Raw genomic sequence first — 26,523 nt, forward strand, 5'->3', positions numbered from 1 at the left:
CCCCGTGGAGTCCGCCCGCCGATGCGCCTGCTCGCCCTGCCCGCCTTCGAGGACAACTACATCTGGGCCCTGGTGGACGACGACGGCGATGCCCTGGTGATCGATCCGGGCGACGCGGCACCGGTGCTGGCAGGCACGGACATGGGCCTCTGGCCGGCCGCCGTGCTGGTCACCCACCACCACCCCGACCACGCCGGCGGCGTGGCCGCGCTGCGCGAACGCTGGCCCACCCTGCCGGTGTTCGCCCCGGACGATGCGCGCATTCCCGCTGCCACCCATCGGGTGGGCGACGGCGACCGCATCACCCTGAAGAACTGGCGCCTGTCCGTGCTGGCCGTTCCCGGCCATACCTCCAGCCATGTCGCCTTCCACGGGGGCGGAAACGAGGGTCCTCCGCACCTCTTCTGCGGCGATACGCTGTTCAGCCTCGGCTGTGGGCGGATGTTCGAAGGTACGCCGCCGCAGATGCTGGCGTCACTGGACCGGCTGGCCGCATTGCCACCCGACTCACTGGTCTGCTGCGGCCACGAATACACCCTGGCCAACGCCGCCTTTGCGCTGGCCGTGGACCCTGACAACCCGGCCCTGCGCCACCGCACCGAGGAAGCCCGCGCCATGCGCCATGCCGGACGCCCCACCCTGCCCAGCACCCTGGCGCAGGAACTGGACACCAACCCCTTCCTGCGTGTCGATGCGCCGGCGGCCCGCGCCGCCGTTGCGCGACGCCTGGGCCGTCCTCCCGCTGACCGGGTGGAAACCTTTGCCGAACTCCGGCGCTGGAAGAACGACTTCCGCGCATGAGGTGGTCCAGTTCGCTCCGCCTGACCGGCCTTGCCGTCGGCCTGCTGGTATCGCTCGGCGTCGGCGCGACCGACCCGGTCGGCACGGACGCGGCCTCCGAACCGCCTGCGTTGGGCAGCACGCCCCCGCTGGAACCGGCCAGCCTGCCACCCGCCCAGCAACGCAGCGGCCTGGAGATCTACCAGCGTTTCCGTGACGGCCTTGCGGATCCGGACTGCGACAGCGCTGCCACCAACGGCCGCTGGAAAAAGCATTTCAGCCACGCGCCCGGCCAGCTCGCCAAGAGCAACGATGACCTGCTGCCCCTGTTCGGCTACGTGGTCGACGCCCTGCGCGAGGCCAACCTGCCCACCGAATTCGCGCTGATCCCGTTCGTCGAGAGCGGATACAAGCCTGGTGCGCGCAGCCCGAGCGGCCCGGCAGGCCTGTGGCAGTTCATCGGCATCACCGCGCGCAACCACGGCGTCCCGATGCGCGAGGGCTACGACGGCCGCCTGTCGCCGGTGGATTCCACCCAGGCCGCCGTCCGCTACCTGAAATCGCTGCATGGCATGTTCGGCGGCGACTGGCGACTGGCCGTGATGGGCTACAACGCGGGCGAGTACCGCGTGCTGCAGTCCATGCGCCGCGCCGGCATGAATGCACGCAACGCCCGCCCGGCGGAACTGCCCGGCCTGTCCGGCATCACCTATGCGTATGTGGAAAAGCTGCATGCGCTCGCGTGCATCTTCCAGCAGGCCGATGATCGCGAGGACTGGCTGGAACGCCTGGACCGCCCCGTGCCCCGACTGGAACCGCATACGCTGCCCGGCGACACGACGCTGGAGCAATGGGCCAAGCGGAACGACCAGAGCGCCGCATTGCTGAGGCGGCTCAATCCGGCGCTGGCCGGCAAGTTCAGCCGCGGCCAGAAACCCCTGCGCTTGCTGGCACCCACCGAATCACGCGGCGACACCTCCGTGGACAAGGCGGCAGCCGATGAAGGTGCGACGCCAACGGGTGAACCCGAAGCAACGACAGCATCCGCACCCTCAGCGAGCGGCCGCTCGCATACGGTAAGGAAGGGCGAATCGGCCTGGACCATCTCGCGCCGCTACGGCCTCAAGCCGCAACAACTGCTGGCACGCAACGGCCTGAAGGCGGACGCCGTCCTGCGCCCCGGCATGGTGCTGCAGCTGGACGAAACATCCCGCTGACGGGGCGCTTTCGGGTGGCTCCACACGCGTCGCCCAACACGCAAAACAAAAGCCCGCCATGTCGGCGGGCTTTTGCGTGGAACGGGTAATGTCGCCGTGGCGTTTACAGGCGGTCTTCGAACACCTTCACCTTGAAACGCTTGCGCATCGCGTCCACGTAGGCCTGCGTGGCGATGCCGCCACTCATCTGGCTGAGCTGCTGCTGCATCATCGTGCGCTCCTGTTCCGGCATCGCCGCCATGTCGCCATCGGTCACCTTGTTGACGGTGAACACCGCGTAGTTGCCGTCACCCAACGCGACCTTGCCGGCGGTTGCCTTGCCTTCGGCCGGCCGACGCGCGGCAAAGATCGCTTCGTTGGCTTCGGCGGTCGGCATCGGGATGCCGCGGCGCATGCCGGGGATCTCGTTGAACTGCAGGCTTTCGGCAGCAGCCACCGTGGCCAGCGACTCGCCCTTGTCCAGGCGCGCCACCAGTGCGTTGGCGGCCGCCTCGGCGGCCTTGCTGCGCCGGTCGGCACGCACGGCGGCGATCACGGCATCGCGCGCCTGCGCGAGCGGTTGGGCCTGCTCAGGCGTGTGCTGCGACACGCGGATCACGACACTGTGATTCGGAGCGATTTCGATGGGATCGCTGACCGTGCCGTCCTGCACCAGCGTCTCGGAGAATGCCGCACGCAGCACGGCCGGGCTGGCGGCGATGCCCACGGGTGCGTTGCGCGGGAACGGGCCCAGCTTCTGCAGCGGCAGGCCCACTGCCTGCGCGGCCGGTGCCAGCGCCGTCGGATTCTTCAGCGTTTCATTGACCACGCGGCCCGCCAGTTCGTTGTAGGCGCGCTCACGTTCGCTGCCGGCCTGTTCGGCCATCAGTTCATCGCGCACTTCTTCGAACGTGCGTCCCGCGCCCGGCTTGATCTCGCGCAGCTGCAGCACGTGGTAACCGAAATCCGACTTCACCGGACCACGGATCTCGCCCGCCTGCATCGCGAACGCGGCATCCTCGAACGGCTTCACCATCGAGCCATCCTTCGCGAACGCCGGCAATTCGCCACCACTGTCCTTCGAACCCGGATCCTCCGAATTGGCGCGCGCGAGCGCGGCGAAATCGGCGCCACCCTTGGCCTGCTGCGTCAGCGCCGCCGCCTTCTGCTCCGCCGCCTTCTGCGTGGCGGCGTCGGCGCTGGCATCGGCGGCGATCAGGATGTGCGCCACGACGCGCTGCTCGGGCGCGATGAAGCGCGACTTCTCGTCTTCGTAGCGCTTGCGCAGCGCGGCCTCATCCACCGTCGTGGCGGCCGGCAGCGTGTTCGCATTGATCTCCACGTACTCCAACGCAACGCTCTCGGGCTGCTTGAAATCGTCCTTGTGGCCGTCGTACCAGGACTTGATGTCCGCATCGCTCACCGGCGCCGTGTCTTCGGGCACGGGTGGCAGCAGCGCGATGCTGATGTCGCGGGTTTCGCCGAGCAGCTTCCACATGCGCGCCTGCTCACCGGCGGTGAAGAAATCCGAATCGTTGATCGCCTGGGGAATCAGCATCATGCGAAGGCGGTCGCGCTGTTCCTCCTGGAACTTCAGCGGCGACACCGGCGGCACCTGCGAGGCCAGCAGCATCTGGTACTGCTCCGGGCTGAACTTGCCCGCCACCTGGAACGCGGGCTCGCTGCTGATCGCCTTCTGCACGGCCGCGTCGCCGATGCGGATGCCCGCACGCGTGGACGCCAGCGCCAGCACCTTCTGGTCGATCAGCTGTTCAAGCACCTTGCGCTTGTTGTCGGCGCTCTCGAACTCACGCGAGTCGAATGCTTCGCCCTGCGCCTGGCGCTGCTGCTGCCGCAATTGTTCGAACGCGGCGCGGAACTCGTCCACCGTCACTTCTTCGCGCTGCCAGAGCATCGACACCGGCCACCATTGCGGCGCGGATTCCCACCACGTCGGCGGCGCCTCGACCACGGCCACGTCGCTGGCGGCGCCGCCGGTCATGTATTCATTCACGCCGACGAAGGCGAACGGAATGATCAGCAAACCCAGGATCAGGCTGGCGATCCAGCCGGAAGTCTTGTCGCGAAGTTTCTGCAGCATGGGTGCTCGGGGCCCGATTTCGTTTAGCCCCGCAGTTTAACGCGCTTGGCGGTAGGCGTCTCTACGCCGGCGCGCCCGCCACCGACAGACGGCGATCGGCAGCGTATGGCCTTGCGTGTCGAAGTCGAAAACCCCGGACAGCAAAAAGCCCGCTTTCGCGGGCTTTTTGGGGATAGTGGCGGAGTGGACGGGACTCGAACCCGCGACCTCCGGCGTGACAGGCCAGCATTCTAACCGACTGAACTACCACTCCGCGCTGAGACGAACATTGTAAGGCGATCGTGTGCGTTTCCGCTAGACCATCTGACAATTTTTTTAACCTTGCATCGCCCCGATGTGGTGGGTGCTGAGGGTTTCGAACCCCCGACCCTCTCCGTGTAAGGGAGACGCTCTACCGCTGAGCTAAGCACCCAGGTGCATGAGGCACCCTGCCATCGGCAGCGAGTCGATTAGTTTACGGCATCCTTCAGGGCTTTGCCAGCCTTGAACGCCGGGTTCTTCGAGGCCTTGATCTTGATGGTGTCGCCGGTCTTCGGGTTGCGGCCAGTGCGTGCAGCGCGCTTGCGGACCTGGAAGGTGCCGAAGCCGACCAGCGTCACGGTGTCGCCCTTCTTCAGGGTCTTGGTGATGCTGGCGATGACGGCGTCGACGGCACGACCGGCTTCAGCCTTGGACATTTCGGCTTCGTCGGCGACGGCATCAATCAATTCGGTTTTGTTCATGTAGTAACTCCCTTTGCGGAACAACCGCGGAATGAGTAACCGGGCCCTGGGGCGTCACGCGCCCATGCAGGGTCCGGCCGTTATTTCCGCGAGCGCAATCCAGTGCGGACGCACTCGCGGGTGACGTTGTTATACCAGTGCGAAAAATGCCACGCAAGCCGAAAACCCAATAATGACGCGGGTTTCGCGGGTTTTCAGCATGTCATCCGACCGGCGTTCAGTGCTTCACGCCGGGTTGCTGCGTGGGCTTTTCTGTGTCAGGTACCGGGCGCTCCGCACCACCGCCGCCATCCGCCGGCACGGGCGCCAGCGGACGCTCCAGTGCCAGGTGCAGCACCTCGTCGATCCACTTCACCGGCACGATCTTCATGCCCTCGGTGACATTGTCGGGGATGTCGGCCAGGTCCTTCCGGTTCTCTTCCGGAATGATCACGGTGGTGATGCCGCCACGCAATGCAGCGAGCAGCTTTTCCTTCAGGCCGCCGATCGCGGAAACACGGCCACGCAGGGTGATCTCGCCGGTCATGGCGACGTCGGCACGCACCGGATTGCGGGTCAGTGCCGATACCAGCGCGGTGGCCATCGCGATGCCGGCGCTGGGGCCATCCTTGGGCGTGGCGCCGTCCGGGACGTGCAGGTGCACATCGTGCTTCTGCAGGAAGTCCGCGTCCACGCCCAGGCTGGCGGCGCGGCTGCGCACCACCGACAGGGCGGCGGAACCGGATTCCTTCATCACGTCGCCCAACTGGCCGGTCAGCGTCATGCCGCCCTTGCCGGGCACCAGTGCGACTTCGATCTGCAGCAGGTCGCCACCAACTTCCGTCCACGCCAGGCCGGTGACCAGGCCGATCTCGTTCTGCTCCTCCGCGCGACCGTAGTCGTAACGGCGGACGCCGGAATACTTCTCCAGGTTCTTGGATGTGACCTGCACGGCGGCGGACTTCTTCTTGGTGGCGGGCTTCGGGCCGGCCAGGGCGATTTCCTTGACCACCTTGCGGCAGATCTTGGCGATCTCGCGCTCCAGGTTGCGCACGCCGGATTCGCGCGTGTAGTAGCGCACGATGTCGCGGATGGCGCCTTCGGCGACCTTCAACTCGTCAGGCTTCAGGCCATTGGCCTTCAGCTGCTTGGGTACCAGGTAGCGCTGCGCGATGTTGAGCTTCTCGTCCTCGGTGTACCCGGGAATGCGGATGACTTCCATGCGGTCGAGCAGCGGGCCGGGGATGTTCAGCGAATTGGAGGTCGCCACGAACATCACTTCGGACAAGTCGAGGTCAACTTCCAGGTAGTGGTCGTTGAACGCGTTGTTCTGCTCGGGGTCGAGCACTTCAAGCAGCGCCGACGAAGGATCGCCCCGGAAGTCCATGGACATCTTGTCGATCTCGTCCAACACGAACAAAGGATTCTTGCTGGCCGTCTTGTTGAGGTTCTGCACGATGCGGCCCGGCATGGAGCCGACGTAGGTCCGGCGATGGCCACGGATTTCCGCCTCGTCGCGAACGCCGCCCAGCGACATGCGCACGAACTTGCGGTTGGTCGCCTTGGCGATGCTCTGCCCCAGCGAGGTCTTGCCCACGCCCGGCGGGCCGACCAGGCACAGGATGGGGCCGCGCATCTTCTTGACGCGCGATTGCACGGCGAGATACTCGAGGATGCGTTCCTTGACCTTCTCAAGACCGTAATGGTCGGCGTCGAGTGTTTCCTGCGCCACCTTCAGGTCCTTGCGCACCTTGCTGCGCTTGTTCCATGGCACGCCGAGCAGCCAGTCCAGGTAGTTGCGCACGACGGCGGCTTCGGCCGACATGGGCGACATCTGCTTCAGCTTGTTGAGCTCGTTCCTGGCCTTGGTCTCCACCGGCTTGGGCATGCCCGCTTCGGCGATCTTGCGCGCAAGGTCCTCCAGCTCGTTGGGCGCCTCGTCCAGCTCACCCAGCTCCTTCTGGATGGCCTTCATCTGTTCATTGAGGTAGTACTCGCGCTGGCTCTTCTCCATCTGCGACTTCACGCGGCCGCGGATGCGCTTCTCCAGCTGTTGCACGTCGATTTCGCCATCGACGAAACCAACCAGCAGCTCCAGCCGCTCGCCCACCTCGATGGTTTCCAGCAGGCGCTGCTTGTCGCTCAGCCGGACGCCCAGGTGCGCGGCGATGGTGTCGGCAAGACGGCTGGGTTCGTCGATCCCCGCCAGCGTCTGCAACAGCTCCGGCGGCAGCTTTCGGTTGGTCTTCACATACTGCTCGAACAGGCTCATCAGCGAGCGGGCGACCGCCTCGATCTCGCGCGGCTCGCGGCCGTCGCTGGATTCGATCTCCTCGCCCTGCCCGTAGAGCGAGCCGTCGCGCTCCACCACGTTGCTGACCTGCACGCGGGTCGTGCCTTCCACAAGCACCTTGATGGTGCCGTCCGGAAGCTTCAGCAGTTGCAGCACCTGCGCCAGCGTGCCGACGGTGTACAGGTCGGCCGCGGCCGGGTCGTCGGTTTCAGCGGACTTCTGGGCCAGCAGCAGGATGCGCTTGTCGGCCTCCATCGCCTGCTCCAGCGCGCGCATGGATTTGTCGCGGCCGACAAACAACGGAATGACCATGTGCGGGAACACCACCACGTCACGCAGTGGCAGGACCGGCAGGTCGAGGATTTCACTCTGGGGGCGACGGGGCATGGGGGCTCCAGCGGATTGCGGAATTCGGGGTGCGGAAAGCACCAATGGGCCCGTTATGGGGCCATCGGCACGGGGATGCAAGGGGATCGAAAAAAACCGAGAAAAACCAGGAATTTGCATTCGATGCGACAAAAACTGAACAGGCGCCCGGAAGGCGCCTGTGCATCACATCCTGCGGACGGCCGCTTACTCGGCCGCGGCCACCTTGGGGGCGGGTGGGTTCTGGTAGATGAGGTACGGCTCGGACTTGTGCTCGATGACCGATTCGTCCACCACCACCTTGCTGACGTTCTCCAGCGACGGCAGCTCGTACATCGTGTCGAGCAGCACCGACTCGACGATCGTGCGCAGGCCGCGCGCGCCGGTCTTGCGCTTCAACGCCTTGCGGGCGATGGCCGACAGGGCGTCGGGACGGAACTCCAGCTCCACGCCTTCCATCTCGAACAGCTTCTTGAACTGCTTCGTGATGGCGTTCTTCGGCTCGGTCAGGATCTTGACCAGGGCGGCCTCGTCCAGTTCCTCCAGCGTGGCGACCACCGGCAGGCGGCCGACGAACTCGGGGATCAGGCCGAACTTGATCAGGTCCTCCGGCTCCACGTCGGACAGCAGCTTGCCTGTCTCGGTCTTGCGCGAGGAGCTCTTGACCTTGGCACCGAAGCCGATGCCGCTGGCCTCGGTGGAACGCTGCTGGATGATCTTGTCCAGCCCGGCGAACGCGCCGCCGCAGATGAACAGGATGTTCTTAGTGTCCACCTGCAGGAATTCCTGCTGCGGATGCTTGCGGCCGCCCTGCGGCGGCACGCTGGCCACGGTGCCTTCGATCAGCTTCAGCAGCGCCTGCTGCACGCCTTCGCCGGATACGTCGCGGGTGATCGACGGGTTCTCGCTCTTGCGCGAGATCTTGTCGATTTCGTCGATGTAGACGATGCCCTGCTGCGCCTTGTCCACGTCGTAGTCGCACTTCTGCAGCAGCTTCTGGATGATGTTCTCCACGTCCTCACCCACGTAGCCGGCTTCGGTCAACGTGGTGGCGTCGGCGATGGTGAACGGCACGTTGAGCAGGCGCGCCAGCGTTTCGGCCAGCAGCGTCTTGCCCGAACCGGTCGGGCCTGCCAGCAGGATGTTGGACTTGGCCAGTTCGACCTCGTCGTTCTTGCTGCGGCTCTCGATGCGCTTGTAGTGGTTGTAGACCGCGACCGCCAGCGTGCGCTTGGCCCGGTTCTGGCCGATCACGTACTGGTCCAGGACCTCGAGGATCTCGCGCGGCTTGGGCAGGTGGCTGCGGGCCGACTGCGCCTTCTCTTCCAGCTCTTCGCGGATGATGTCGTTGCACAGCTCGACGCATTCATCACAGATGAACACGCTGGGGCCCGCAATCAGCTTGCGGACTTCGTGCTGGCTCTTGCCGCAGAACGAGCAGTACAGGATTTTGGTGCTGTCGCCGGTACGGCCCTGACGATCTTCGCTCATGCTTCGGTTACTCGGTCACTCTGCCCGCCCGCAGGGGCTTTCGGTCGCAGAATAGCACACGGCTCCGCTTTGTCAGCGGAGCGCGCGGCAGGGTGGAAAAGGGGTGAAACAGCGCGGATGCGCCTGTTCAGCCAGCCTGGATGGACTCGTCCGGACGACGTTCGAGCACCTGGTCGACCAGCCCGTAGGCCTGGGCGTCAGCGGCGCTCTTGAAGTTGTCGCGTTCGGTGTCCCGCTCGATGGTCTCCAGCGCCTGCCCGGTATGGTGCGACAGGATCGAGTTCAACTTGGCGCGCAGGGTCAGGATTTCACGGGCATGGATGTCGATGTCCGTCGCCTGGCCCTGGAAGCCGCCCAGCGGCTGGTGGATCATCACGCGCGAGTTCGGCAGCGCATAGCGCTTGCCCTTCGCGCCCGACGCCAGCAGCAACGCGCCCATGCTGGCTGCCTGGCCCACGCAGATCGTGCTCACGTCCGGCTTGATGTACTGCATGGTGTCGTAGATGGCCATGCCGGCCGTCACCACGCCACCGGGCGAGTTGATGTACAGGCTGATGTCCTTCTCCGGGTTTTCCGCCTCCAGGAACAGCATCTGCGCGACGATCACGTTGGCCACGTGGTCGTCCACGCCGCCGACCAGGAAGATCACGCGCTCCTTCAGCAGCCTGGAATAGATGTCGTAGGCACGCTCGCCGCGGCTGGTCTGCTCGACCACCATCGGGACCAGGTTGAGGGCTTTCGTGAGGTTATCCATGCGGGGTTCCTGTTCTTGTGTAGACCCCCGCACATGGATGTGCGGGCTCTCGCGAGGGATTCGCTGTTACTGGCGGATGGCTTCCTGGAAGGAAAGCGCCTGCTCGGTGTGCTGGGCGCGCTCGGCGATCCAGTCGATCACCTGCTCTTCCATCACACGGCCCTGCAGACTATTCATCAATTGGGGGTCGTTGCGGTACAACTCAATGACCTGCTCCGGCTCTTCGTACGTGGAAGCGATCAGGCGCAGCGTTTCGTTCAGGCGCTTGGGGTCCAGTCGCAGCTGGTTGCGGCGGGCGACCTCGCCCACCAGCAGGCCGACCAGCACGCGCTTGCGGGCCGGTTCCATGAAACCTTCGTAGGCGTTGTCCGGGACCTGCACCTGCTGGCCCTGGCGGCGGGCCTGTTCGGCGGCCTGCTGCACCATCACGCGGGCCTCGTTCTCGACCAGGCGCGGCGGCATTTCAACGCTGGCGTAGGCGGCGATCAGCTGCTCGCCCACTTCCCGGCGCAGGCGGGTCATCAGCGCGCCCTTGAGCTCGCGCTCCAGGTTGCTGCGGATGTCGGCGCGGAACTGCTCGGCATCACCGCTCTTCACGCCGAAGCTGCGGATGAACTCGCGATCCACTTCCGGCATGACCGGCTCGGACACGTCGGTGACCTTCAGGTGCACGTCGACCTGACGGCCCGCCAGCTGCGGCACGCGCCAGTCGGCGGGGAAATTGACCGCGACCGTCTTTTCTTCGCCCTTCGCCAGTCCGACCAGGGCCTGTTCGATGTCGGCATACATCACGCCCGAGCCGATCAGGGTGGCGCCCTTCTCGACGCCTTCGGCGGGCATGCGTTCGTCACCGGCCTGGGACCAGGTTTCCAGCGCCACGCGATCACCGTCCTTCGCGCCGCGGTCCACCGCCTGGAAGGTACGACGCTGCAGGCGGAGGTTCTCGACCATCTGGTCGATGTCCGCATCGCTGACCTCGGCGGTGTGGCGGATCACGTTGAGCTTGGCCACGTCGATGTCGCCGAAGTCCGGCACCACTTCGAAGGTGGCCACGAAGTCCAGATCACCCTCGCCCTGCTTCTCGATGCGCGGGTTGCCGGCCAGTTGCAGTTCCTTCTCGCGCACGGCGTTGTTGAAGGTCTCGCGCAGCAGGCCGTCCAGCGCCTCGGCACGGACTTGGTCGCCGAAACGCTGCTCGATGACCTTGGCCGGCACCTTGCCCGGGCGGAAACCCTTGATGCGCGCGGTGCGGGAGAGTTCGCGCAGGCGGCCACCAATGTGGGTATCCAGACGTTCAGCCGGCAGGCTGAAGCTCATGCGGCGTTCGAGATTGCCGATCGATTCGACCGAAACTTGCATACTCACTGACTCCTGCAGCCACGGCGGAACCGCAGCACTGTTGATAATTCGGGGTCGCCATGGAGCGGGCGGCAGCCTGCCCCGGCGGAACGTAATAGTTTCGCCGATTCTGGCGCGGGCTGCCAGCGGGGCGGGCCTGGGATGCCGGCGATGCGGACGCCGCACCATGGCGGGATGCGGGCCACCGGCCTTGGCCCAGGGCTTGCTTGCCGGCAGGTGGGACCCACCGCCGGAGTGCCGCGCATCGACGTGCGGCGCCATCGGGCACGGCATGGTGCGAAAGGAGGGACTCGAACCCTCACGGGGGTTACCCGCTGGAACCTAAATCCAGTGCGTCTACCAATTCCGCCACTTTCGCTTGGGCTGCCCGGCATTCTATCCGGCCATTCGGCCCTGGGAGGCCCGCAGCGCGCCGGAACGTTTGACTACCGCAAAAAAGAAACGCCCGGCTGTGCCGGGCGCTTCTGGTTTGGTGGGCTGTCAAGGATTCGAACCTTGGACCTATTGATTAAGAGTCAACTGCTCTACCAACTGAGCTAACAGCCCCGAAAAACCGGGCGCGTAGTGTAACCGCTTCCCTTGTTTGTTACAAACCCCGCCGGAGCGAGGTTCTGGAATCATGGGGTGGAAGACGGGATTTGAACCCGCGACCCCCGGAATCACAATCCGGTGCTCTAACCAACTGAGCTACATCCACCATAACGCACGAACATTATAACCATCCCACCGCCGTGGCGCGCCCGACAGGACTCGAACCTGTAACCGCCGGCTTAGAAGGCCGGTGCTCTATCCGGTTGAGCTACGGGCGCATGGTGCTTGCCTGTACCGCAGCCGGATTGTCGCATCCCGCCCTGGTCGCAAGACCAGGATGGCTCACCTGACTGGTCGGGGTAGAGGGATTCGAACCCCCGACCCTCTGGTCCCAAACCAGATGCGCTACCAGACTGCGCTATACCCCGACGAGGGCCCCGGCGTGGCGTCTGGACGCCAACGAGGTCGCGTATTGTCGGAACCCGCGGCCCGGCTGTCAAACGAAACATTGTGTGACGCCGCTTGGGATATGCTCACGGACTGGGGACAGAAGTCCGACAACCACATGAGGGAACCATGATACGCAGTGGCAATCCGGCGCTGAAAGAATCCACCTTCCTTGACCTGGGCAGCGGCGCCGTCGTGTCGCGCGACGCAGGCGCGATGAGCCTGAACGGCACCGTCAACAAGACCGGCTTCCTGTTGTTGATGGCGGTTGCCACCGCCGCGCTGGCGTGGAGCCAGTCGGTCGCCACCGGCCCGGATGGCGTGGCAACGGCTACCCCCGCCATGGTCGGCTATGCCTTGGGTGGCGGCATCGGCGGTCTGATCCTGGCCCTGATCACCGCTTTCAAGAAGGAATGGTCGCCGGTCACCGCCCCCGCCTATGCGCTGGTGGAGGGTCTGTTCCTGGGCGCGATCTCGGCGATGTTCGAACTGCGCTTCCCGGGCATCGTGATGCAGGCGGTCCTGCTGACCTTCGGTACCCTGTTCGCACTCCTGATGGCCTATCGCAGCGGCCTGATCAAGGCGACCGAGAACTTCAAGCTGGGCGTCGTGGCCGCCACGGGCGGCATTGCGCTGATCTACCTGGCCACCATCGTGCTGGGCTTCTTCAACATCAACATCCCGTACATCCACGAGTCCGGCTTGATCGGCATCGGCTTCAGCCTGTTCGTGGTGGTGATCGCCGCGCTGAACCTGGTGCTGGATTTCGATTTCATCGAATCCGGCGTGGAAGCCGGTGCGCCCAAGTACATGGAGTGGTATGGCGCGTTCGGCCTGATGGTCACGCTGGTGTGGCTGTACGTGGAGTTCCTGCGCCTGCTGTCAAAGCTGCAGTCGCGGGACTGAGCACCCACCGCGACAAAGGAGAAAGGGGCGCCTGGCGCCCCTTTTTCGTTCATGCACCTTCGGCCTTGACTGCCTTGGCCTTGCGCGATGGCCAGACCATGAACAGCACGGTCACCGCGGCCAGCAGCCAGCAATAGTGCGCCTTGCCCATCAGCACCAGCGGCGAGAGACCCGCCAACGACGCCGCCAGCAGGATCTGCGCGCCGTAGGGCAGCAGGCTCTGCACGATGCAGACGAAGATATCCAGCACGCTGGCCGCGCGCGCGGGCGGTACGCCATGGCGTTCGGCGATGTCACGCGCCACGCCGCCGCTGATCAGGATGGCCACGGTGTTGTTGGCGGTGAACACATCGGTCAGTGCCGCCAGCGCGGCGATGCACCACTCGCCGGCGCGCCGCCCGGTATTGCCGCGTGCGATGCGGGATATCTGCCCCGCCAGCCAGTGCAGGCCGCCACTGGCCTTCATCAGGGCACCTAGGCCGCCTACGAATAACGCCAGCAGCGTGATCTCCACCACGCTCTCGAAGCCGGCATAGATGTCGTCGGTGAAGTTGGGCAGCCCGTAGTCCTGTGGGGCGAACCACACGCCGAACAGCCCGGCCACCACCAACCCGATGGTCAAGACGATCAGCACATCGAGGCCGGTGATCGCGAGCAACAGCACCAGCACGTAAGGGAGAACCAGCCAGGGTGAGGTCGGCTCCGCCGTTTCCACCGGCGAGGCGTCGCCCACCACGGCCAGCAGCACCAGCGTGAGCAGGGCGGCGGGCAGCGCGATCTTGATGTTCTCGCGGAACTTCTCGCGCACGGTGCAGCCCTGCGTGCGGGCGGCCGCGATGGCGGTATCCGAAATGACGGACAGGTTGTCACCGAAGGTCGCGCCGCCAATCACCGCACCGACCACCAGCGCACGATCGATGCCGGCGGCATCCGACACGCCCAGCGCGATGGGGGTGATCGCCGCGATGGTGCCCATGGAGGTACCCACGGCCAGCGACAGGAATCCAGCCACCAGGAACAACCCGGGCAGGATGAGGGCAGGCGGCAGTGCCCCGACCCCCAGCGCCACGACCGCATCGACCGCACCGATCTGCTTGGTCACCATCGCGAACGCTCCCGCCAGCAGGAAGATCAGGCACATCAGCACGATGTTGGCGTCGCCGATGCCTTGCAGCAGCGTATCCATCGCCTTCACCCCGGCACGGCGCGCGATCCACAGGCCCAGCGCGACAGCAGGCAGGATGGCGACCGGTGCGTGCAATCTGTAGAACCCCATCGCATCGCCCTGCCCCGTGTAATAGAGGCCGGCACCGAAAAACAGCGCAAGGAACAGCAGCAAAGGGGTCAGCGCGATCACGCTGGGGCGGACGGTCATGGCAGGGCCTGCAAACGTGGGCCGCGGATTGTGCGTGCCAGCATCCTAACCACCAAGTCCATGGATGGGACACGCACCAACAAAAACGGGACGCTGAGCGTCCCGTTCCGGTTCGCCATGACAGTTGCGGGTCAGACGCGGCTGGCGATCGCCTTGGCGAACGACATGGTGTTGCCGGTGCCGCCCAGGTCGGGGGTCAGCGAATCCTTGGCTTCCAGCGTGGCGATGATGGCCGCACGCAGGCGCTCGGCCTTCTCCGGCTGGCCCAGGTGGTCCAGCATCTGGGCGGCGCCGAGCAGCAGCGCGCAGGGGTTGGCCACGCCCTTGCCGGCGATGTCCGGCGCCGAGCCGTGCACCGCTTCGAAGATCGCCGCGTCGACACCGATGTTGGCGCCCGGGGCCAGGCCCAGGCCGCCGACCAGGCCGGCGCACAGGTCGGAGATGATGTCGCCGAACAGGTTGGTGGTGACGATGATGTCGAACTGTTCCGGACGCATCACCAGCTGCATGCAGGTGTTGTCCACGATCATCTCGTTGCACTGGATGTCGGGGTACTGGGCGGCCACTTCGCGCGCCACCTTCAGGAACAGGCCCGAGGTGCTCTTCAGGATGTTGGCCTTGTGCACCACGGTGACCTTCTTGCGGCCGGTCTTGCGGGCCAGGTCGAAGGCATAGCGCACGATGCGCTCGGAACCCTTGCGGGTGATCTTCTGGGTCAGCAGCGCGGTTTCGCCGTCTTCCGAGACCGACTGGCCCTCGCCGATGTAGGCACCCTCGGTGTTCTCGCGGACCGTGATCAGGTCAACGCCGGTCGGGAAGCGCGACTTGGTGTTGGGGAAGGACTTGGCCGGGCGAACGTTGGCGTACAGGTCGAAATGGCGGCGCAGGGCCACGTTGATCGAGCTGAAGCCCTCGCCCACCGGGGTGGTCAGCGGGCTCTTGAGCGCCACGCCGTTCCGGCGGATGGAATCCAGCGTGGCCTGCGGCAGCAGATCCCCGTGCTTTTCCAGGGCGACCATGCCGGCATCGGCTTCTTCGTAGGTCAGGCCCACCTTCAGCGCGTCCAGCACGTGCAGGGTGGCGTCCATGATTTCCGGGCCGATACCATCGCCGCGGATGACCGTAATCGTCTGAGTCATTGAGTGGTGTTCCGAACAGGGGCGCGCGCCGGCCGGGGCCAGAACAGGGCGCAGAGGGGAAGAATCGTGCCCCCATTATGCCCGACCGGCCTCCCCCGCCCCAAATCGACCTTGGTCGTGTCCGCACCCTCGCGGGTGCGGCAAACGTCAGCCGTGGTCGTGCGCCTCCGGCGCAGCGGACTGTCCCCCTTCCAGCTGGTCCAGGAAATCCACGGCCCGGCGCAGGTGCGGGATCACGATGGAGCCCCCCACCACCAGGCCAACGGAGAACGTCTCGAAGAACTCCTCGCGGGTCACGCCGGCCTCCTTGCACTGCGCCACGTGGTAGCTGATGCAGTCGTCGCACCGCAGCACCATCGAGGCGACCAGGCCCAGCAGTTCCTTGGTCTTCACGTCCAGCGCGCCGGCCTGGTAGGTCTGCGTGTCCAGCGCGAAGAAACGGCGGACGACCTGGTTGGGTTCGTCCAGGATGCGCTTGTTCATGCGCTGGCGGAATTCGGTGAACGCCTTAACGCGGTCGTCGTCGCCCCCCTCGGTCGCGCTCATGCGGACGCCCCCGCCAGCAGCGGTTCCAGCTTGCCGGCGCGGTGCAGGGCGATCATGTCGTCGTACCCGCCCACATGGACGTCGCCGATGAAGATCTGGGGCACGCTGGTCCGATTGGCCTTGGCGATCATCTTCTCGCGCTCGGCCGGGTCCAGGTCGATGCGCACCTCGTTCCAGGTCTGGCCCTTGCTCTTCAGGAAGTTCTTGGCGGCCATGCAATAGGGACAGATGGCGCTGCTGTACAGGGTGATCACCGGCGCGCTGGCGCCTTGCGGGGTGTCGGTCAAGGGAGTTCTCCGGAACGAAAGTGTCGTGATGCGGTCACAGGCAATATGGGTGGCATGGCGGCCGGTTTCCAGCCGGGGCATGGAACAGTGCGGACCGGTACAGGCCCGGTTAACCACGTGTTCACGCCTTCGAACCGCCAAGCCGTCATCCTGACTCTTGCAGCCCATTATCCGATACGGAGTTCCCGTTTGCGCCCTCTGCTGCTAGCCACCGCCCTGACCCTGGCCACCGCTGCGCCGCTGGCGGCCTCGCAGGACAGTCGCCTTCCCGACATCGGCTCGTCCGCAGGCGAGCTGCTGACCCCCGCGCGCCAGGCCGAGTACGGCGGCATGATGCTGCGCGAACTGCGCAACTACGGGTACCTGCTGGAGGACCCGCTGGTCTCGGACTGGCTGCAGACCATGGGCAACCAGCTGGGGGCCGACAGCGACAATCCCCAGCAGTCCTACACCTTCTTCATGATGCGCGATCGCCAGATCAATGCCTTCGCCACGCTGGGCGGCTACATCGGCATGAACGCCGGCCTGGTCCTGACCGCCGAGCGCGAGGACGAGGTGGCCGCGGTGCTGTCGCACGAAATCGCCCACGTCACCCAGCAGCACGTGCTGCGCGGCGTGGAGCGCGCGCAGCGGGACCAGATCCCGATCCTGCTGGGCATGCTGGGCGCCATCGTGCTGGCACAGGCCGCCGGCGGAAGTTCCAGCGGCGACGCCTCGCAGGCGGCGATCGCCTCGGCGATGGGCCTGATGCAGCAGCGCCAGATCGACTACACCCGTTCCAACGAATCCGAAGCGGACCGCGTGGGCATCCGCACGCTGGCCCGCGCCGGGTACGACGTGGATGCGATGGCGGGCTTCTTCGCCCGCATGGCACAGGCCACGCGCTCCAGCCGTGGCAGCGAACGCGACCGCGTGCCCGACTACCTGCAGACCCACCCGGTCACCACCACCCGCATCAGCGAAGCCCAGCAGCGTGCCGAGCAGATGCGCAAGGACAACGTCACCTTGGTGACCACCACGCCGGGCGGCGCGCGCGTGGAGCAGTTCAATCCGCGCGCCATCACCCTGCCCGAGGTCCGCAGCGACAACCCGCTGCTGCCGGTGCCGGTCACCCTGCCGACCGGGATGTTCGACCGGGGCAACAGCGGCCAGTTCGGCTGGGCGCGCGAGCGCCTGCGGGCGCTCAGTGCCCCAACCCCCTCGCTCGCGGTGCGCGAGTACGAGACCATCCGCCGCGACACCGGCAAGCCGCTCAGTGATGCGCAGCGTTACGGCTTGGCCGTCGCCCACCTGCAGGTCGGCAGCGGCCGCGCGGCAAGGACCGAGCTGCAGCAGCTGGCCGCCGAGCACCCGGACAATCTGTGGATCGAACTGACCCTGGGCGAGGCCGAATCGCGCGCCGGGGAGCATGCGGCCGCCAACCGCCGGTTCGATGCGCTGCTGCAGCGCCTGCCGCAGCACCGTGCGGTCGCGCTGACCTATGCCAAGGTGTTGAACGAACAGGGCGGACGGGAAGCCGGTGTGCGTGCCCAAGCCGTGCTGCGGCCCATGCTGGGCAAGTCCGGGGACGATCCGGTTTTCCAGCAGCACTTCGCACGCGCCAACGAACTGGCCGGGGACATCGCCCGCGCCGGTGAGGCCTACGCCGAGGCGGCTTACCTGAACGGCCGGCCGGAGCAGGCGCTCATCCAGCTGCAGAATCTCAAGCGGCAGAGCGACCTGGACTACTACGCCCGCGCCCGCGTCGACGCCCGCATCGCCGCCATCACCCCCGAAGTGCTGGAACTGCGCCGCCAGGGCATCCGCGACCCGGACGTGGAGCGGCGTTGACCCCTGCGGGGGGCCAGATGACAGTCCGGCACCATGTCATGCAACCGTCATAAAATTGTCGTCTACTGGCGCCGTCCCCCATCGCCACCGGATTCCGCGTGCAGAAGCACATCCTGATCGTTGACGACGAACCGGCCATTCGCGACATGGTCGCGTTCGCCCTGCGCAAGGGCGAGTACGAACCCGTCCACGCCGGCGATGCCCGCGAGGCCCAAAACGCCATCGCCGACCGCGTGCCCGACCTGATCCTGCTGGACTGGATGCTGCCCGGCACCAGCGGGCTGGAACTGGCCCGCCGCTGGCGCAAGGATGCGATGACCCGGGACGTGCCCATCATCATGCTGACCGCGCGCGGCGAGGAAAACGATCGCGTCGGCGGCCTGGAAGCCGGCGTCGACGACTACGTGGTCAAGCCGTTCTCCGCCCGCGAACTGCTGGCGCGCATCCGCGCCGTGATGCGCCGCTCGCGCGACGACGACGAGGACGGCAGCGTCTCCGTCGGCAACCTGCGCATCGACGGCGCGGCGCACCGCGTGTTCGCGGGGGACACGCCGGTCCCGATCGGCCCCACCGAGTACCGTCTGCTGCACTTCTTCATGACCCACCCCGAGCGCGTCTATACCCGCACCCAGCTGCTGGATCACGTCTGGGGCGGCAGCGTGTACGTGGAGGAACGCACCGTCGACGTGCACATCCGCCGGCTGCGCAAGACGCTGGAACCGCACGCGCTGGAGAACATGGTGCAGACCGTGCGCGGCTCCGGCTACCGCTTCTCCGCGGCGATGTGACCACGCCGCGGGGCCATCGGCTCCGCGCCGCTGTCATACACATCTGCCACAATCGATCCATGCCCCAACACATCCGCTCCGCGTGGTTCAAGACCCTAGGCCAGCTGGCGCTGATCCTGGTGCTGGCCGCGGTGCTGGGCCTAGCCATCGGCTACCCCTGGCCGGTGGTGACGCTGGCGGCGCTGGGCGTGGTGGCCTGGCACTACTGGCGGCTGCGCAAGGTACTGCTGCGGCTGACCGCACGCCAGCGACTGGAACCGGCGCGCGGCAACGGCGTCTGGAACGAGCTCGACCGCCTGCTGTTCCGTGGCCAGGCCGAGATGCGCACGCGCAAGCGCCGGCTGCTGGCCATGCTGCGCGCCTACCGCGCGGCGGCGGCCGCCCTGCCCGACGCGGTGGTGGTGGTGGAACGAAACAGCCAGCGCGTGCAGTGGTTCAACAAGGCAGCCACGTCGCTGCTGGGCCTGCAGTATCCCGCCGACATCGGCGCCGCCGTCGGTGACCGCCTGCAACCGCTGCCGATGTCGCACTGGCTGGCCGCCGGCCGCAATGCCGAACCGATGCTCGATGCGGCGTCGCCCGCCGACCCGCACCTGCGCCTCAACCTGCGCCTGATCCCCTACTCCGACCAGCACTGGCTGCTGGTCGCGCGCGACGTCAGCAAGATGCTGCGGCTGGAACAGATGCGCCGCGACTTCGTCGCCAATGTCTCGCACGAACTGCGTACGCCCCTGACCGTCGTGCACGGTTACCTGGACATGCTGGAACCCAGCGAATTCCCCGACTGGGCGCCCATGCTGGCGGAAATGCAGAAGCAGTCGCAGCGCATGACCCAGCTGGTGGAAGACCTGCTGACGCTGTCGCGGCTCGAAGCCCAGGACAGCCTGCCCGACGAGGCCATCGCGATGGCGCCCATGCTGGCCACGCTGCGTCGCGAAGCCGAGGCGCTCAGCCAGCGGCGCCATACCATCGTGGTGCTGGACGAAGCCGGGGTGGACCTGCACGGCTCCAACAAGGAACTGCACAGCGCGTTCTCCAACCTGGTCAGCAACGCGGTGCGCTACACGCCGGCCGGCGGCACCATCACCGTGCGCTTCGCGCGCGAGGCTGAAGGCGGCGCCGTGCTGTCCGTTCGCGACACGGGCTACGGCATTCCCGCGACACACCTGCCGCGCATCACCGAGCGTTTCTACCGCGTCTCCAACAGCCGTTCGCGCGAAAGCGGCGGCACCGGTCTGGGCCTGTCCATCGTCAAGCACGTACTCAACCTGCACCAGGCCCGCCTGGAAATCGAAAGCGAAGTCGGACAGGGCAGCACCTTCTCGGTCCACTTCAGCGTCGAACGCCTGCAACCGCGCCTTGACGCGCCCACCTTCACCCTGCCGGACAGCCAGACCGCATGAATGCCGCCATCGATACCGCACCCGGGGCCCTGACTGGCGACGACGCGCTGCGCGACCCCTCGCTGTACCTGAATCGCGAACTGTCGCAGCTGGATTTCAACTTCCGCGTGCTGGCGCAGGCGCAGGACCCGTCGGTGCCACTGCTGGAGCGCCTGCGCTTCCTGTGCATCTCGTGCACCAACCTGGACGAGTTCTTCGAGATCCGCGCCGCCACCGTGCGCCATGCACAGGATTTCGGCCTGCCGCCCGGCGCCGACGGCATGAGCCCGGCCACCGTGCTCAACAAGATCCACGACCGTGCCGCCGAGCTGGTGGATGCGCAGTACAAGTGCTGGAACGACGTGCTGCGCCCGGGCCTGGCCGAAGCAGGCGTGCGCGTGTTCGGCCGCGACAGCTGGAACGCGCGGCAGACGCGCTGGCTGCGCGCCTACTTCCGCAACGAGATCATGCCGGTGCTGTCGCCGCTGGGCCTGGACCCGGCGCATCCGTTCCCGAAGATCCTCAACAAGTCGCTGAACATCGTGGTGGTGCTGAAGGGCAAGGATGCGTTCGGCCGCGCCGGCCACCTGGCCATCGTGCGCGCGCCGCGCTCGTTGCCGCGCATCATCCACCTGCCGCAGCGCGTATCCGGTGGCGAGAACGATTTCGTCCTGCTGTCCTCGGTGCTGTCGGTGTTCGTGGACGAGCTGTTCCCGGGCATGGAGGTCAAGGGCTCCTACCAGTTCCGCGTGACCCGCAACTCCGAAGTCGTGGTGGACGAAGAGGAAGTCGAGAACCTGGCGCTGGCGCTGCGCGACGAACTGATCGGCCGCGGCTACCGCCCCGCCGTGCGCCTGGAGATCGCCCACGATTGCCCCAAGCCCATCGTGCGCACGCTGCTGCAGAACTTCGCCCTGCCCGACCATGCGGTGTACCCGATCAACGGACCGGTCAACCTCAACCGGGTCATCCAGGTGTACGACCTGGTGCAGCGGCCGGAACTGAAATACCCCGTCTTCACGCCCCGCACGCTGCGCGACAGCGATGCGATCTTCGAGAAGGCCGCCGACAACGACATCCTGCTGCACCATCCGTTCGATTCCTTCGCCAGCGTGCTGGAACTGATCAAGCAGGCGGCGGTGGATCCGGACGTCCTGGCGATCAAGCAGACGCTCTACCGCACCGGCAAGGACTCGGCCATCGTCGAGGCGCTGGTGCAGGCGGCGCGCAACGGCAAGGATGTCACCGTGGTGGTGGAATTGCGCGCGCGCTTCGACGAGGACGCCAACCTCGGCGTGGCCGACCGCCTGCAGGAGGCCGGCGCGCAGGTCGTGTACGGCGTGGTGGGTTACAAGACACACGCCAAGATGCTGCTGATCGTCCGCCGGGAAGGCCGCAAGCTGCGCCGCTACGTGCACCTGGGGACCGGCAACTACCACAGCGGCACGGCCCGCGCGTACACCGACATCGGGCTGATCACCGCCGACCAGGACATCGGCAACGACGTGCACCTGCTGTTCCAGCAGCTGTCCGGGCTGGCGCCGACCACCAAGCTGAAGCGACTGCTGCAGTCGCCTTTCACCCTGCACCCCGGCCTGATCAGGAAGATCGAACGCGAAGCGAAGCTGGCGCGCGCCGGCAAGCCCGCCCGCATCATCGCCAAGATCAATGCAATCAACGAGCCGCGCATCATCCGCGCCCTGTATGCGGCGTCGCAGGCCGGCGTGCAGATCGACCTGATCGTGCGTGGCGCCTGCGCGCTGCGCCCGGGCGTGCCGGGCATTTCGGACAACATCCGCGTGCGTTCCATCGTGGGGCGTTTCCTTGAGCACAGCCGCATCTACTGGTTCGGCAACGACGGGGCGCCCGAACTGTACTGCGCCAGCGCCGACTGGCTGGAGCGCAACCTGCTGCACCGCGTGGAGACCTGCTTCCCCCTGCTCGACAAGGACATCGCCTCGCGCGTGTTCAAGGACGGCCTGCAGAACTACCTGGACGACAACTGCAATGCCTGGGAACTGCAGGCCGACGGCACCTACCGGAAACTCTCGCCCGCTCCCGGCGAATCGCCCCATTCCGCCCAGGCCCTGCTGCTGTCGAAAGTCTGAAGCCATCCCGAGCCAGTGACACGACGGGGCGCGTTGCGGATGCGAGATGAAAACGATGCGCCTGCCGGGTGCTCCCAAGCCGGTCGACACCCGCTAAACTGACCGCATGGCGCCTCCGTCCTCCTCAACGTCCCCGCAGCTGCAAGACGGGGACCATCTCGCGGCCATCGACCTGGGTTCCAACAGTTTCCACATGATCGTGGCCCGCTACACGCTGGGCCAGCTGCGGGTCGTGGACCGGCTGCGCGAAACCGTGCGGATGGCCGACGGCCTGGACGGCAAGGGCGGCCTGTCGAACGCCGCCCGCCAGCGCGCACTGGACTGCCTGGCGCGTTTCGGCCAGCGCATCCGCGATGTCCCCGCCATGCGGGTGCGTGCGCTGGCCACCAACACCGTGCGCCAGCTGAAGGATCCGCAATCATTTCTGGTACCGGCGGAAACCACGCTGGGCAAGCCCATCGAAGTGGTCTCGGGCCGCGAGGAAGCGCGCCTGATCTACCTGGGTGTGGCGCACGCGCAGCCGCCCAAGGCAGGGCAGCGCCGGCTGGTCATCGACATCGGCGGCGGCTCCACGGAATTCATCATCGGCCGCGGCATGGAAACGCTGGAGCGCGAAAGCCTGCAGGCCGGCTGCATCGCCAGCACGCGGCGTTTCTTCCCCGGCGGCAAGCTTTCGAAGAAGCGCTGGAAGGACGCCCTGACGGAGATCGGGGCCGAGTTCCAGCAGTTCGCGGGGCTGTACCGCAACCTCGGCTGGCAGGAAGCCATCGGCTCATCCGGCACGCACAAGGCCATCGGCGAGATCTGCGCGGCGATGAAGCTGACCAAGGGCGCCATCACCGCCGAAGCGCTGCCGCAGCTGCGTGACCGCCTGCTGCAGGCGGACCGCATCGAGGACATCGACCTGCCCGGCCTGTCCAGCGACCGCCGCCCGATCATCGCCGGCGGCGTGCTGGTGCTGGAAGCCGCATTCGAGGCACTGGGACTGCAACGGCTGATGGTCAGCAAGGCCGCCATGCGCGAAGGCATCCTGTACGACATGCTGGGCCGCGGCAGCGACAACGACCCGCGCGACCTGTCCGCCGCCGCGCTGACGCAGCGCTACGGCATCGACGAATTCCAGGCCGCCCGCGTGGAGGCCACGGCCATGCGCCTGTTCGAACAGGTCGAGCAGAGCTGGGGCCTGGACGACGACGACGCCAGGATGCTCGGCTGGGCCGCGCGCCTGCACGAGATCGGGCTGGTCATCGCGCACAGCCAGTACCACGTGCACGGTGCCTACCTGCTGGAACACTCCGACATCGCCGGCTTCTCACGGCAGGAGCAGCAGGTGCTGTCGGCGCTGGTGCGCACGCATCGCCGCAACATCCCCAAGACCGCCTTCGACGCGCTGCCGGACCGCCTGCTGCTGAGCGCCAAGCGCAAGGCCGCCCTGCTCCGCCTGGCCGTTCTGCTGCACCGCTCCCACGATTCCGAGGCGATCCCGCGCCTGGACCTTGCCGCCTACGACGACCGGCTGGACCTGATTGTCAGCAAGCGCTGGATCGAATCCCGTCCGCTGCTGCGCTCGGACCTGGTGGGCGAACCCGAGGACATGCAGGGCCTGGGCGTCGCGTTCAAGCCGTTCGTGGCGTGAGCGGCCGCATCGCTCTGGGGGCGATGCGCTAAATGTGACACCACGCTACACTCGGTCCCGGCCATGGACGCCTGCGCGTCCCTTGGGGTAGCCCGGTGCAGCGACCGCGTGGTGACCAACGTCCTCGCTCGTCACCGCTGCCTTCCAAGATTTCTTCGTCGCGAATCTGTCTTCAGGAGGAAGCAGTGGTGAACCGGAGCAATCCCGATGAGCGCCTGCTGGAGGCGTGGATGGAGGGCGGTGATGGTGCCGTCTCGATCAGTCGCAACGTGGACCGCATGCTCGATGCCGTGCGCAGGCACCTGGACATGGACGTGGCCTTCGTTTCCGAATTCAACGGCCGCGACCGCGTGTTCCGCCATGTCGCCAGCCGGGTGGACCCCTCCCCGATCCGGCCCGGCGATTCGTCGCCGCTGGAAGAGGGCTACTGTATGCGCGTGGTCGAGGGCCACATCCCGCAGCTGATACCCGACACGGCGTCCGTGCCCATGTTGCGGCACATTCCGGAAACCCGGTCGATGCCCATCGGCGCGCACCTCAGCGTGCCCATCCAGCTGCGGGACGGCCGCGTCTACGGCACGTTCTGCTGCTTCAGCATGCAGTCCAACCTGTCGCTGGGCCAGCGCGACCTGCACATGATGCGGGCCTTCGCCGACCTGCTGGCCTACCAGATCGACGGCGACCTGGACGCCGTGCACGCGCACCGCGAGAAGGTTGAACGCATCACCGCGGTGCTGGAACTCGGGCAGCCCCACGTGGTGTACCAGCCCATCTACCGCAGCAGCGAGCAGCGCATCATCGGGGTGGAGTGCCTGTCGCGCTTCAACCTGGAGCCGCGCCGCACGCCGGACATCTGGTTCTCCGAAGCGCGTGAAATCGGGCTGGGCGTGCGCCTGGAGCTCAATGCCATCCTGTCGGCGCTGGATGGTCTGCGCCGCATGCCGGGCAGCTTCTATGTGGCGCTCAACGTCTCCCCGCAGACGATCATTTCAGGCGACATCGCCGGGTACCTCGACGACCTGCCCGCCGAGCGCATCGTGCTGGAGATCACCGAGCACTCGCTGGTCGACGACTACGACGCACTCAACGCGCGGCTGGCGCCGTTGCGTGCCGCGGGCATGCGCGTGGCGGTGGACGATGCGGGTGCAGGCTACGCCAGCATGCGCCACGTGCTGGCGATCCATCCGGACATCATCAAGCTGGACCTCAGCCTTACCCGCGGCATCGACGCCGACTCCCCGCGCCGTGCGCTCGCCGCCGCCCTGATCGAGTTCGCACGACAGACCCAGTCGCGTGTCGTGGCCGAGGGCGTGGAGACGGCATCGGAACTGGCGGCGCTGCAGGTCCTGGGCGTGGACGACGTGCAGGGCTACCACCTGGCACGACCGCTGGAAGCCGAAGCACTGGCCATCCGCCTGCGCGCGCAGGACCGGCATCCCTGATCACCCTGGACGGCTCTGGCATGATGTTCCAATGAAGACTTACCCGATCGGTGCCACCGGGCCGACCACGTCACGCATCGGCTATGGCTGCATGCACCTGAGCCGTGCGTGGGACAACGCGCCGCTGACCGACGACGAACGCCGCAACACGCAGGCGCTGGTGGAAACCGCGCTGTCCCACGGCATCACCCTGTTCGACCATGCCGACATCTATGCACGCGGCAAGTCGGAGCAGTTGTTCGGCGACATGCTGCGGCAGTCGCCTGCGCTGCGCGACCGCATGGTGCTGCAGTCGAAGTGCGGCATCCGCTTCGCCGGTCACCCGCAGCCCGGTTCACCCGGCCGCTACGACTTCAGCCATGCGCACATCACGGCCTCGGTGGAAGGCATCCTGTCGCGCCTCGGGGTGGAGCATCTCGACATCCTGCTGCTGCACCGTCCCGACCCACTGATGGAACCGGAAGAAGTGGCGCGCGCCTTCGACGAACTGCACGCCGCCGGCAAGGTGGGGCATTTCGGCGTCAGCAACCACACGGCCGGGCAGATGGCGCTGCTGCAGCGCCATGTGCGGCAGCCCTTGATCGCCAACCAGGTGGAAATCAGCCTGCTCCATGCGCATCTGATCAACGAAGGCATCGTGGCCAACCAGGCCGGCGGGCTCTATGCCTCCGCGGCCGGCACACTGGACTATTGCCGCCTGCATGACATCCGCGTGCAGGCGTGGGCGCCGCTGGCAGGTGGCAAGTTCGCCACCACGTCCGGTTTCGCCGATCCCGTCATCCGCGATACCGCCGCGCTGCTGCGGGAACTGGCAGACGCCAGGGCCGTGACGCCCGAAGCCATCCAGCTGGCCTGGCTGCTGCGCCACCCCGGCGGCATCCAGCCCATCGTCGGCACCACCGATCCCGCGCGACTGGCTGCGTGCTGCGCGGCCGATGACATCACGCTGAGTCGCGAGGAATGGTATGCGCTGTTCACTTCGGCACGTGGCGCACGCGTGCCGTGAGCGTCGCCGCTTACCATCGATTCGCATGCGTCGCGTGGATCACCAGAGTTCAGGAGCAC

The 26,523-nt window shown here is 66.6% G+C and carries 20 protein-coding genes and 7 tRNA genes; 10 read left to right on the plus strand and 17 right to left on the minus strand.

Translation table 11 applies throughout. From position 1 onward, the window contains the following. The first annotated feature begins 21 nt into the window (after positions 1–21). Together gloB and OVA13_RS06985 are read left to right on the plus strand one after the other, a co-directional pair. On the plus strand, positions 22–801 hold the full coding sequence (gene gloB, locus OVA13_RS06980) for a hydroxyacylglutathione hydrolase (RefSeq protein ID WP_267793064.1): 780 nt from the start codon (positions 22–24) through the stop codon (positions 799–801). After that, positions 798–1,997 (plus strand): lytic transglycosylase domain-containing protein, encoded by a 1,200-nt coding sequence (locus OVA13_RS06985; RefSeq protein WP_267793065.1) that lies wholly within the window; start codon positions 798–800, stop codon positions 1,995–1,997. The genes gloB and OVA13_RS06985 overlap by 4 nt, the downstream gene beginning before the upstream one ends. Positions 1,998–2,100: 103 nt before the next feature. On the opposite strand, the gene OVA13_RS06990 is transcribed toward OVA13_RS06985, so the two are convergent. The 13 genes from OVA13_RS06990 to OVA13_RS07050 all read right to left on the minus strand — a co-directional run bounded on the left by OVA13_RS06990 (position 2,101) and on the right by OVA13_RS07050 (position 12,000). Further along, positions 2,101–4,077, minus strand: a complete 1,977-nt coding sequence (locus OVA13_RS06990; protein WP_267793066.1) for a peptidyl-prolyl cis-trans isomerase — start codon at positions 4,075–4,077, stop codon at positions 2,101–2,103. Between the two features lie 176 nt (positions 4,078–4,253). Then, positions 4,254–4,330 (minus strand) — tRNA-Asp (locus OVA13_RS06995). Between the two features lie 84 nt (positions 4,331–4,414). Beyond that, positions 4,415–4,489, minus strand: a tRNA-Val gene (locus OVA13_RS07000). 37 nt (positions 4,490–4,526) lie between these two features. Then, positions 4,527–4,823 carry a non-specific DNA-binding protein Hbs gene (locus tag OVA13_RS07005; protein ID WP_267793067.1) on the minus strand — a complete coding sequence of 99 codons (297 nt, stop codon included), beginning with the start codon at positions 4,821–4,823 and terminating at the stop codon, positions 4,527–4,529. A gap of 193 nt (positions 4,824–5,016) precedes the next feature. Continuing rightward, positions 5,017–7,458, minus strand: coding sequence for an endopeptidase La (gene lon, locus OVA13_RS07010; protein ID WP_324288280.1), 2,442 nt, complete (start codon positions 7,456–7,458; stop codon positions 5,017–5,019). A gap of 186 nt (positions 7,459–7,644) precedes the next feature. Then, positions 7,645–8,928 (minus strand): ATP-dependent Clp protease ATP-binding subunit ClpX, encoded by a 1,284-nt coding sequence (gene clpX, locus OVA13_RS07015; RefSeq protein WP_267793068.1) that lies wholly within the window; start codon positions 8,926–8,928, stop codon positions 7,645–7,647. Between the two features lie 127 nt (positions 8,929–9,055). Continuing rightward, positions 9,056–9,682 carry an ATP-dependent Clp endopeptidase proteolytic subunit ClpP gene (gene clpP / locus OVA13_RS07020; RefSeq protein WP_267793069.1) on the minus strand — a complete coding sequence of 209 codons (627 nt, stop codon included), beginning with the start codon at positions 9,680–9,682 and terminating at the stop codon, positions 9,056–9,058. Positions 9,683–9,748: 66 nt separating this feature from the next. Beyond that, complete coding sequence (gene tig / locus OVA13_RS07025) at positions 9,749–11,041, minus strand: trigger factor (RefSeq protein ID WP_267793070.1); 1,293 nt, start codon at positions 11,039–11,041, stop codon at positions 9,749–9,751. A 272-nt stretch (positions 11,042–11,313) separates the two neighbouring features. Next, positions 11,314–11,399, minus strand: a tRNA-Leu gene (locus OVA13_RS07030). 112 nt (positions 11,400–11,511) lie between these two features. Continuing rightward, positions 11,512–11,587: transfer RNA gene (locus OVA13_RS07035), tRNA-Lys, on the minus strand. A 74-nt stretch (positions 11,588–11,661) separates the two neighbouring features. Beyond that, positions 11,662–11,738: transfer RNA gene (locus tag OVA13_RS07040), tRNA-His, on the minus strand. Positions 11,739–11,773: 35 nt separating this feature from the next. Then, positions 11,774–11,850: transfer RNA gene (locus OVA13_RS07045), tRNA-Arg, on the minus strand. Positions 11,851–11,923: 73 nt separating this feature from the next. Continuing rightward, a tRNA-Pro gene (locus OVA13_RS07050) sits at positions 11,924–12,000 on the minus strand. A 151-nt stretch (positions 12,001–12,151) separates the two neighbouring features. Here OVA13_RS07050 and OVA13_RS07055 point away from each other — a divergent pair. Further along, positions 12,152–12,925, plus strand: a complete 774-nt coding sequence (locus tag OVA13_RS07055; protein ID WP_267793474.1) for a Bax inhibitor-1/YccA family protein — start codon at positions 12,152–12,154, stop codon at positions 12,923–12,925. Positions 12,926–12,974: 49 nt separating this feature from the next. Here OVA13_RS07055 and OVA13_RS07060 read toward each other — a convergent pair whose 3' ends face one another. The 4 genes from OVA13_RS07060 to grxC all read right to left on the minus strand — a co-directional run bounded on the left by OVA13_RS07060 (position 12,975) and on the right by grxC (position 16,272). After that, on the minus strand, positions 12,975–14,300 hold the full coding sequence (locus OVA13_RS07060; RefSeq protein WP_267793071.1) for a Na+/H+ antiporter NhaC family protein: 1,326 nt from the start codon (positions 14,298–14,300) through the stop codon (positions 12,975–12,977). A gap of 131 nt (positions 14,301–14,431) precedes the next feature. Then, positions 14,432–15,439, minus strand: coding sequence for an isocitrate dehydrogenase (locus tag OVA13_RS07065; protein WP_267793072.1), 1,008 nt, complete (start codon positions 15,437–15,439; stop codon positions 14,432–14,434). Between the two features lie 147 nt (positions 15,440–15,586). After that, a complete protein-coding gene (locus OVA13_RS07070) occupies positions 15,587–15,985 on the minus strand; it encodes a carboxymuconolactone decarboxylase family protein (protein WP_267793073.1) in 399 nt (132 codons plus the stop codon). Beyond that, positions 15,982–16,272 (minus strand): glutaredoxin 3, encoded by a 291-nt coding sequence (gene grxC / locus OVA13_RS07075; protein WP_267793074.1) that lies wholly within the window; start codon positions 16,270–16,272, stop codon positions 15,982–15,984. Before grxC ends, OVA13_RS07070 begins: the two co-directional genes overlap by 4 nt. A gap of 189 nt (positions 16,273–16,461) precedes the next feature. Here grxC and OVA13_RS07080 point away from each other — a divergent pair, with 189 nt between their 5' ends. The 7 genes from OVA13_RS07080 (at position 16,462) to OVA13_RS07110 (ending at position 26,464) form a co-directional block, all read left to right on the plus strand. Beyond that, on the plus strand, positions 16,462–18,102 hold the full coding sequence (locus OVA13_RS07080; protein WP_267793075.1) for a M48 family metalloprotease: 1,641 nt from the start codon (positions 16,462–16,464) through the stop codon (positions 18,100–18,102). Positions 18,103–18,200: 98 nt separating this feature from the next. Then, positions 18,201–18,890 carry a phosphate regulon transcriptional regulator PhoB gene (phoB, locus tag OVA13_RS07085; protein WP_267793076.1) on the plus strand — a complete coding sequence of 230 codons (690 nt, stop codon included), beginning with the start codon at positions 18,201–18,203 and terminating at the stop codon, positions 18,888–18,890. Positions 18,891–18,949: 59 nt separating this feature from the next. Beyond that, entirely contained in the window at positions 18,950–20,293 is a 1,344-nt protein-coding gene (phoR, locus tag OVA13_RS07090) for a phosphate regulon sensor histidine kinase PhoR (protein ID WP_267793077.1), read from the plus strand. Beyond that, entirely contained in the window at positions 20,290–22,380 is a 2,091-nt protein-coding gene (ppk1, locus tag OVA13_RS07095; RefSeq protein WP_267793078.1) for a polyphosphate kinase 1, read from the plus strand. The genes phoR and ppk1 overlap by 4 nt, the downstream gene beginning before the upstream one ends. A gap of 106 nt (positions 22,381–22,486) precedes the next feature. Next, a complete protein-coding gene (ppx, locus tag OVA13_RS07100) occupies positions 22,487–24,016 on the plus strand; it encodes an exopolyphosphatase (RefSeq protein WP_267793079.1) in 1,530 nt (509 codons plus the stop codon). A gap of 188 nt (positions 24,017–24,204) precedes the next feature. Next, a complete protein-coding gene (locus OVA13_RS07105; protein WP_267793080.1) occupies positions 24,205–25,458 on the plus strand; it encodes a sensor domain-containing phosphodiesterase in 1,254 nt (417 codons plus the stop codon). Positions 25,459–25,489: 31 nt separating this feature from the next. Further along, positions 25,490–26,464 (plus strand): aldo/keto reductase, encoded by a 975-nt coding sequence (locus tag OVA13_RS07110; protein ID WP_267793081.1) that lies wholly within the window; start codon positions 25,490–25,492, stop codon positions 26,462–26,464. Positions 26,465–26,523: the final 59 nt, after the last annotated feature.

It is taken from the genome of Pseudoxanthomonas sp. SL93 (assembly GCF_026625825.1).
GTDB lineage: Bacteria > Pseudomonadota > Gammaproteobacteria > Xanthomonadales > Xanthomonadaceae > Pseudoxanthomonas_A.

Excerpts from the sequence above, each read along its gene's own strand:
- OVA13_RS07110 (WP_267793081.1), top strand. The coding sequence starts at position 25,490 with ATGAAGACTTACCCGATCGGTGCCACCGGGCCGACCACGTCACGCATC.
- tig (WP_267793070.1), bottom strand. The coding sequence starts at position 11,041 with ATGCAAGTTTCGGTCGAATCGATCGGCAATCTCGAACGCCGCATGAGC.
- OVA13_RS07070 (WP_267793073.1), bottom strand. The coding sequence starts at position 15,985 with ATGAGCGCGACCGAGGGGGGCGACGACGACCGCGTTAAGGCGTTCACC.
- lon (WP_324288280.1), bottom strand. The coding sequence starts at position 7,458 with ATGCCCCGTCGCCCCCAGAGTGAAATCCTCGACCTGCCGGTCCTGCCA.
- clpX (WP_267793068.1), bottom strand. The coding sequence starts at position 8,928 with ATGAGCGAAGATCGTCAGGGCCGTACCGGCGACAGCACCAAAATCCTG.
- ppk1 (WP_267793078.1), top strand. The coding sequence starts at position 20,290 with ATGAATGCCGCCATCGATACCGCACCCGGGGCCCTGACTGGCGACGAC.
- phoR (WP_267793077.1), top strand. The coding sequence starts at position 18,950 with ATGCCCCAACACATCCGCTCCGCGTGGTTCAAGACCCTAGGCCAGCTG.
- OVA13_RS07065 (WP_267793072.1), bottom strand. The coding sequence starts at position 15,439 with ATGACTCAGACGATTACGGTCATCCGCGGCGATGGTATCGGCCCGGAA.
- ppx (WP_267793079.1), top strand. The coding sequence starts at position 22,487 with ATGGCGCCTCCGTCCTCCTCAACGTCCCCGCAGCTGCAAGACGGGGAC.
- OVA13_RS06990 (WP_267793066.1), bottom strand. The coding sequence starts at position 4,077 with ATGCTGCAGAAACTTCGCGACAAGACTTCCGGCTGGATCGCCAGCCTG.
- OVA13_RS06985 (WP_267793065.1), top strand. The coding sequence starts at position 798 with ATGAGGTGGTCCAGTTCGCTCCGCCTGACCGGCCTTGCCGTCGGCCTG.
- clpP (WP_267793069.1), bottom strand. The coding sequence starts at position 9,682 with ATGGATAACCTCACGAAAGCCCTCAACCTGGTCCCGATGGTGGTCGAG.
- OVA13_RS07060 (WP_267793071.1), bottom strand. The coding sequence starts at position 14,300 with ATGACCGTCCGCCCCAGCGTGATCGCGCTGACCCCTTTGCTGCTGTTC.
- gloB (WP_267793064.1), top strand. The coding sequence starts at position 22 with ATGCGCCTGCTCGCCCTGCCCGCCTTCGAGGACAACTACATCTGGGCC.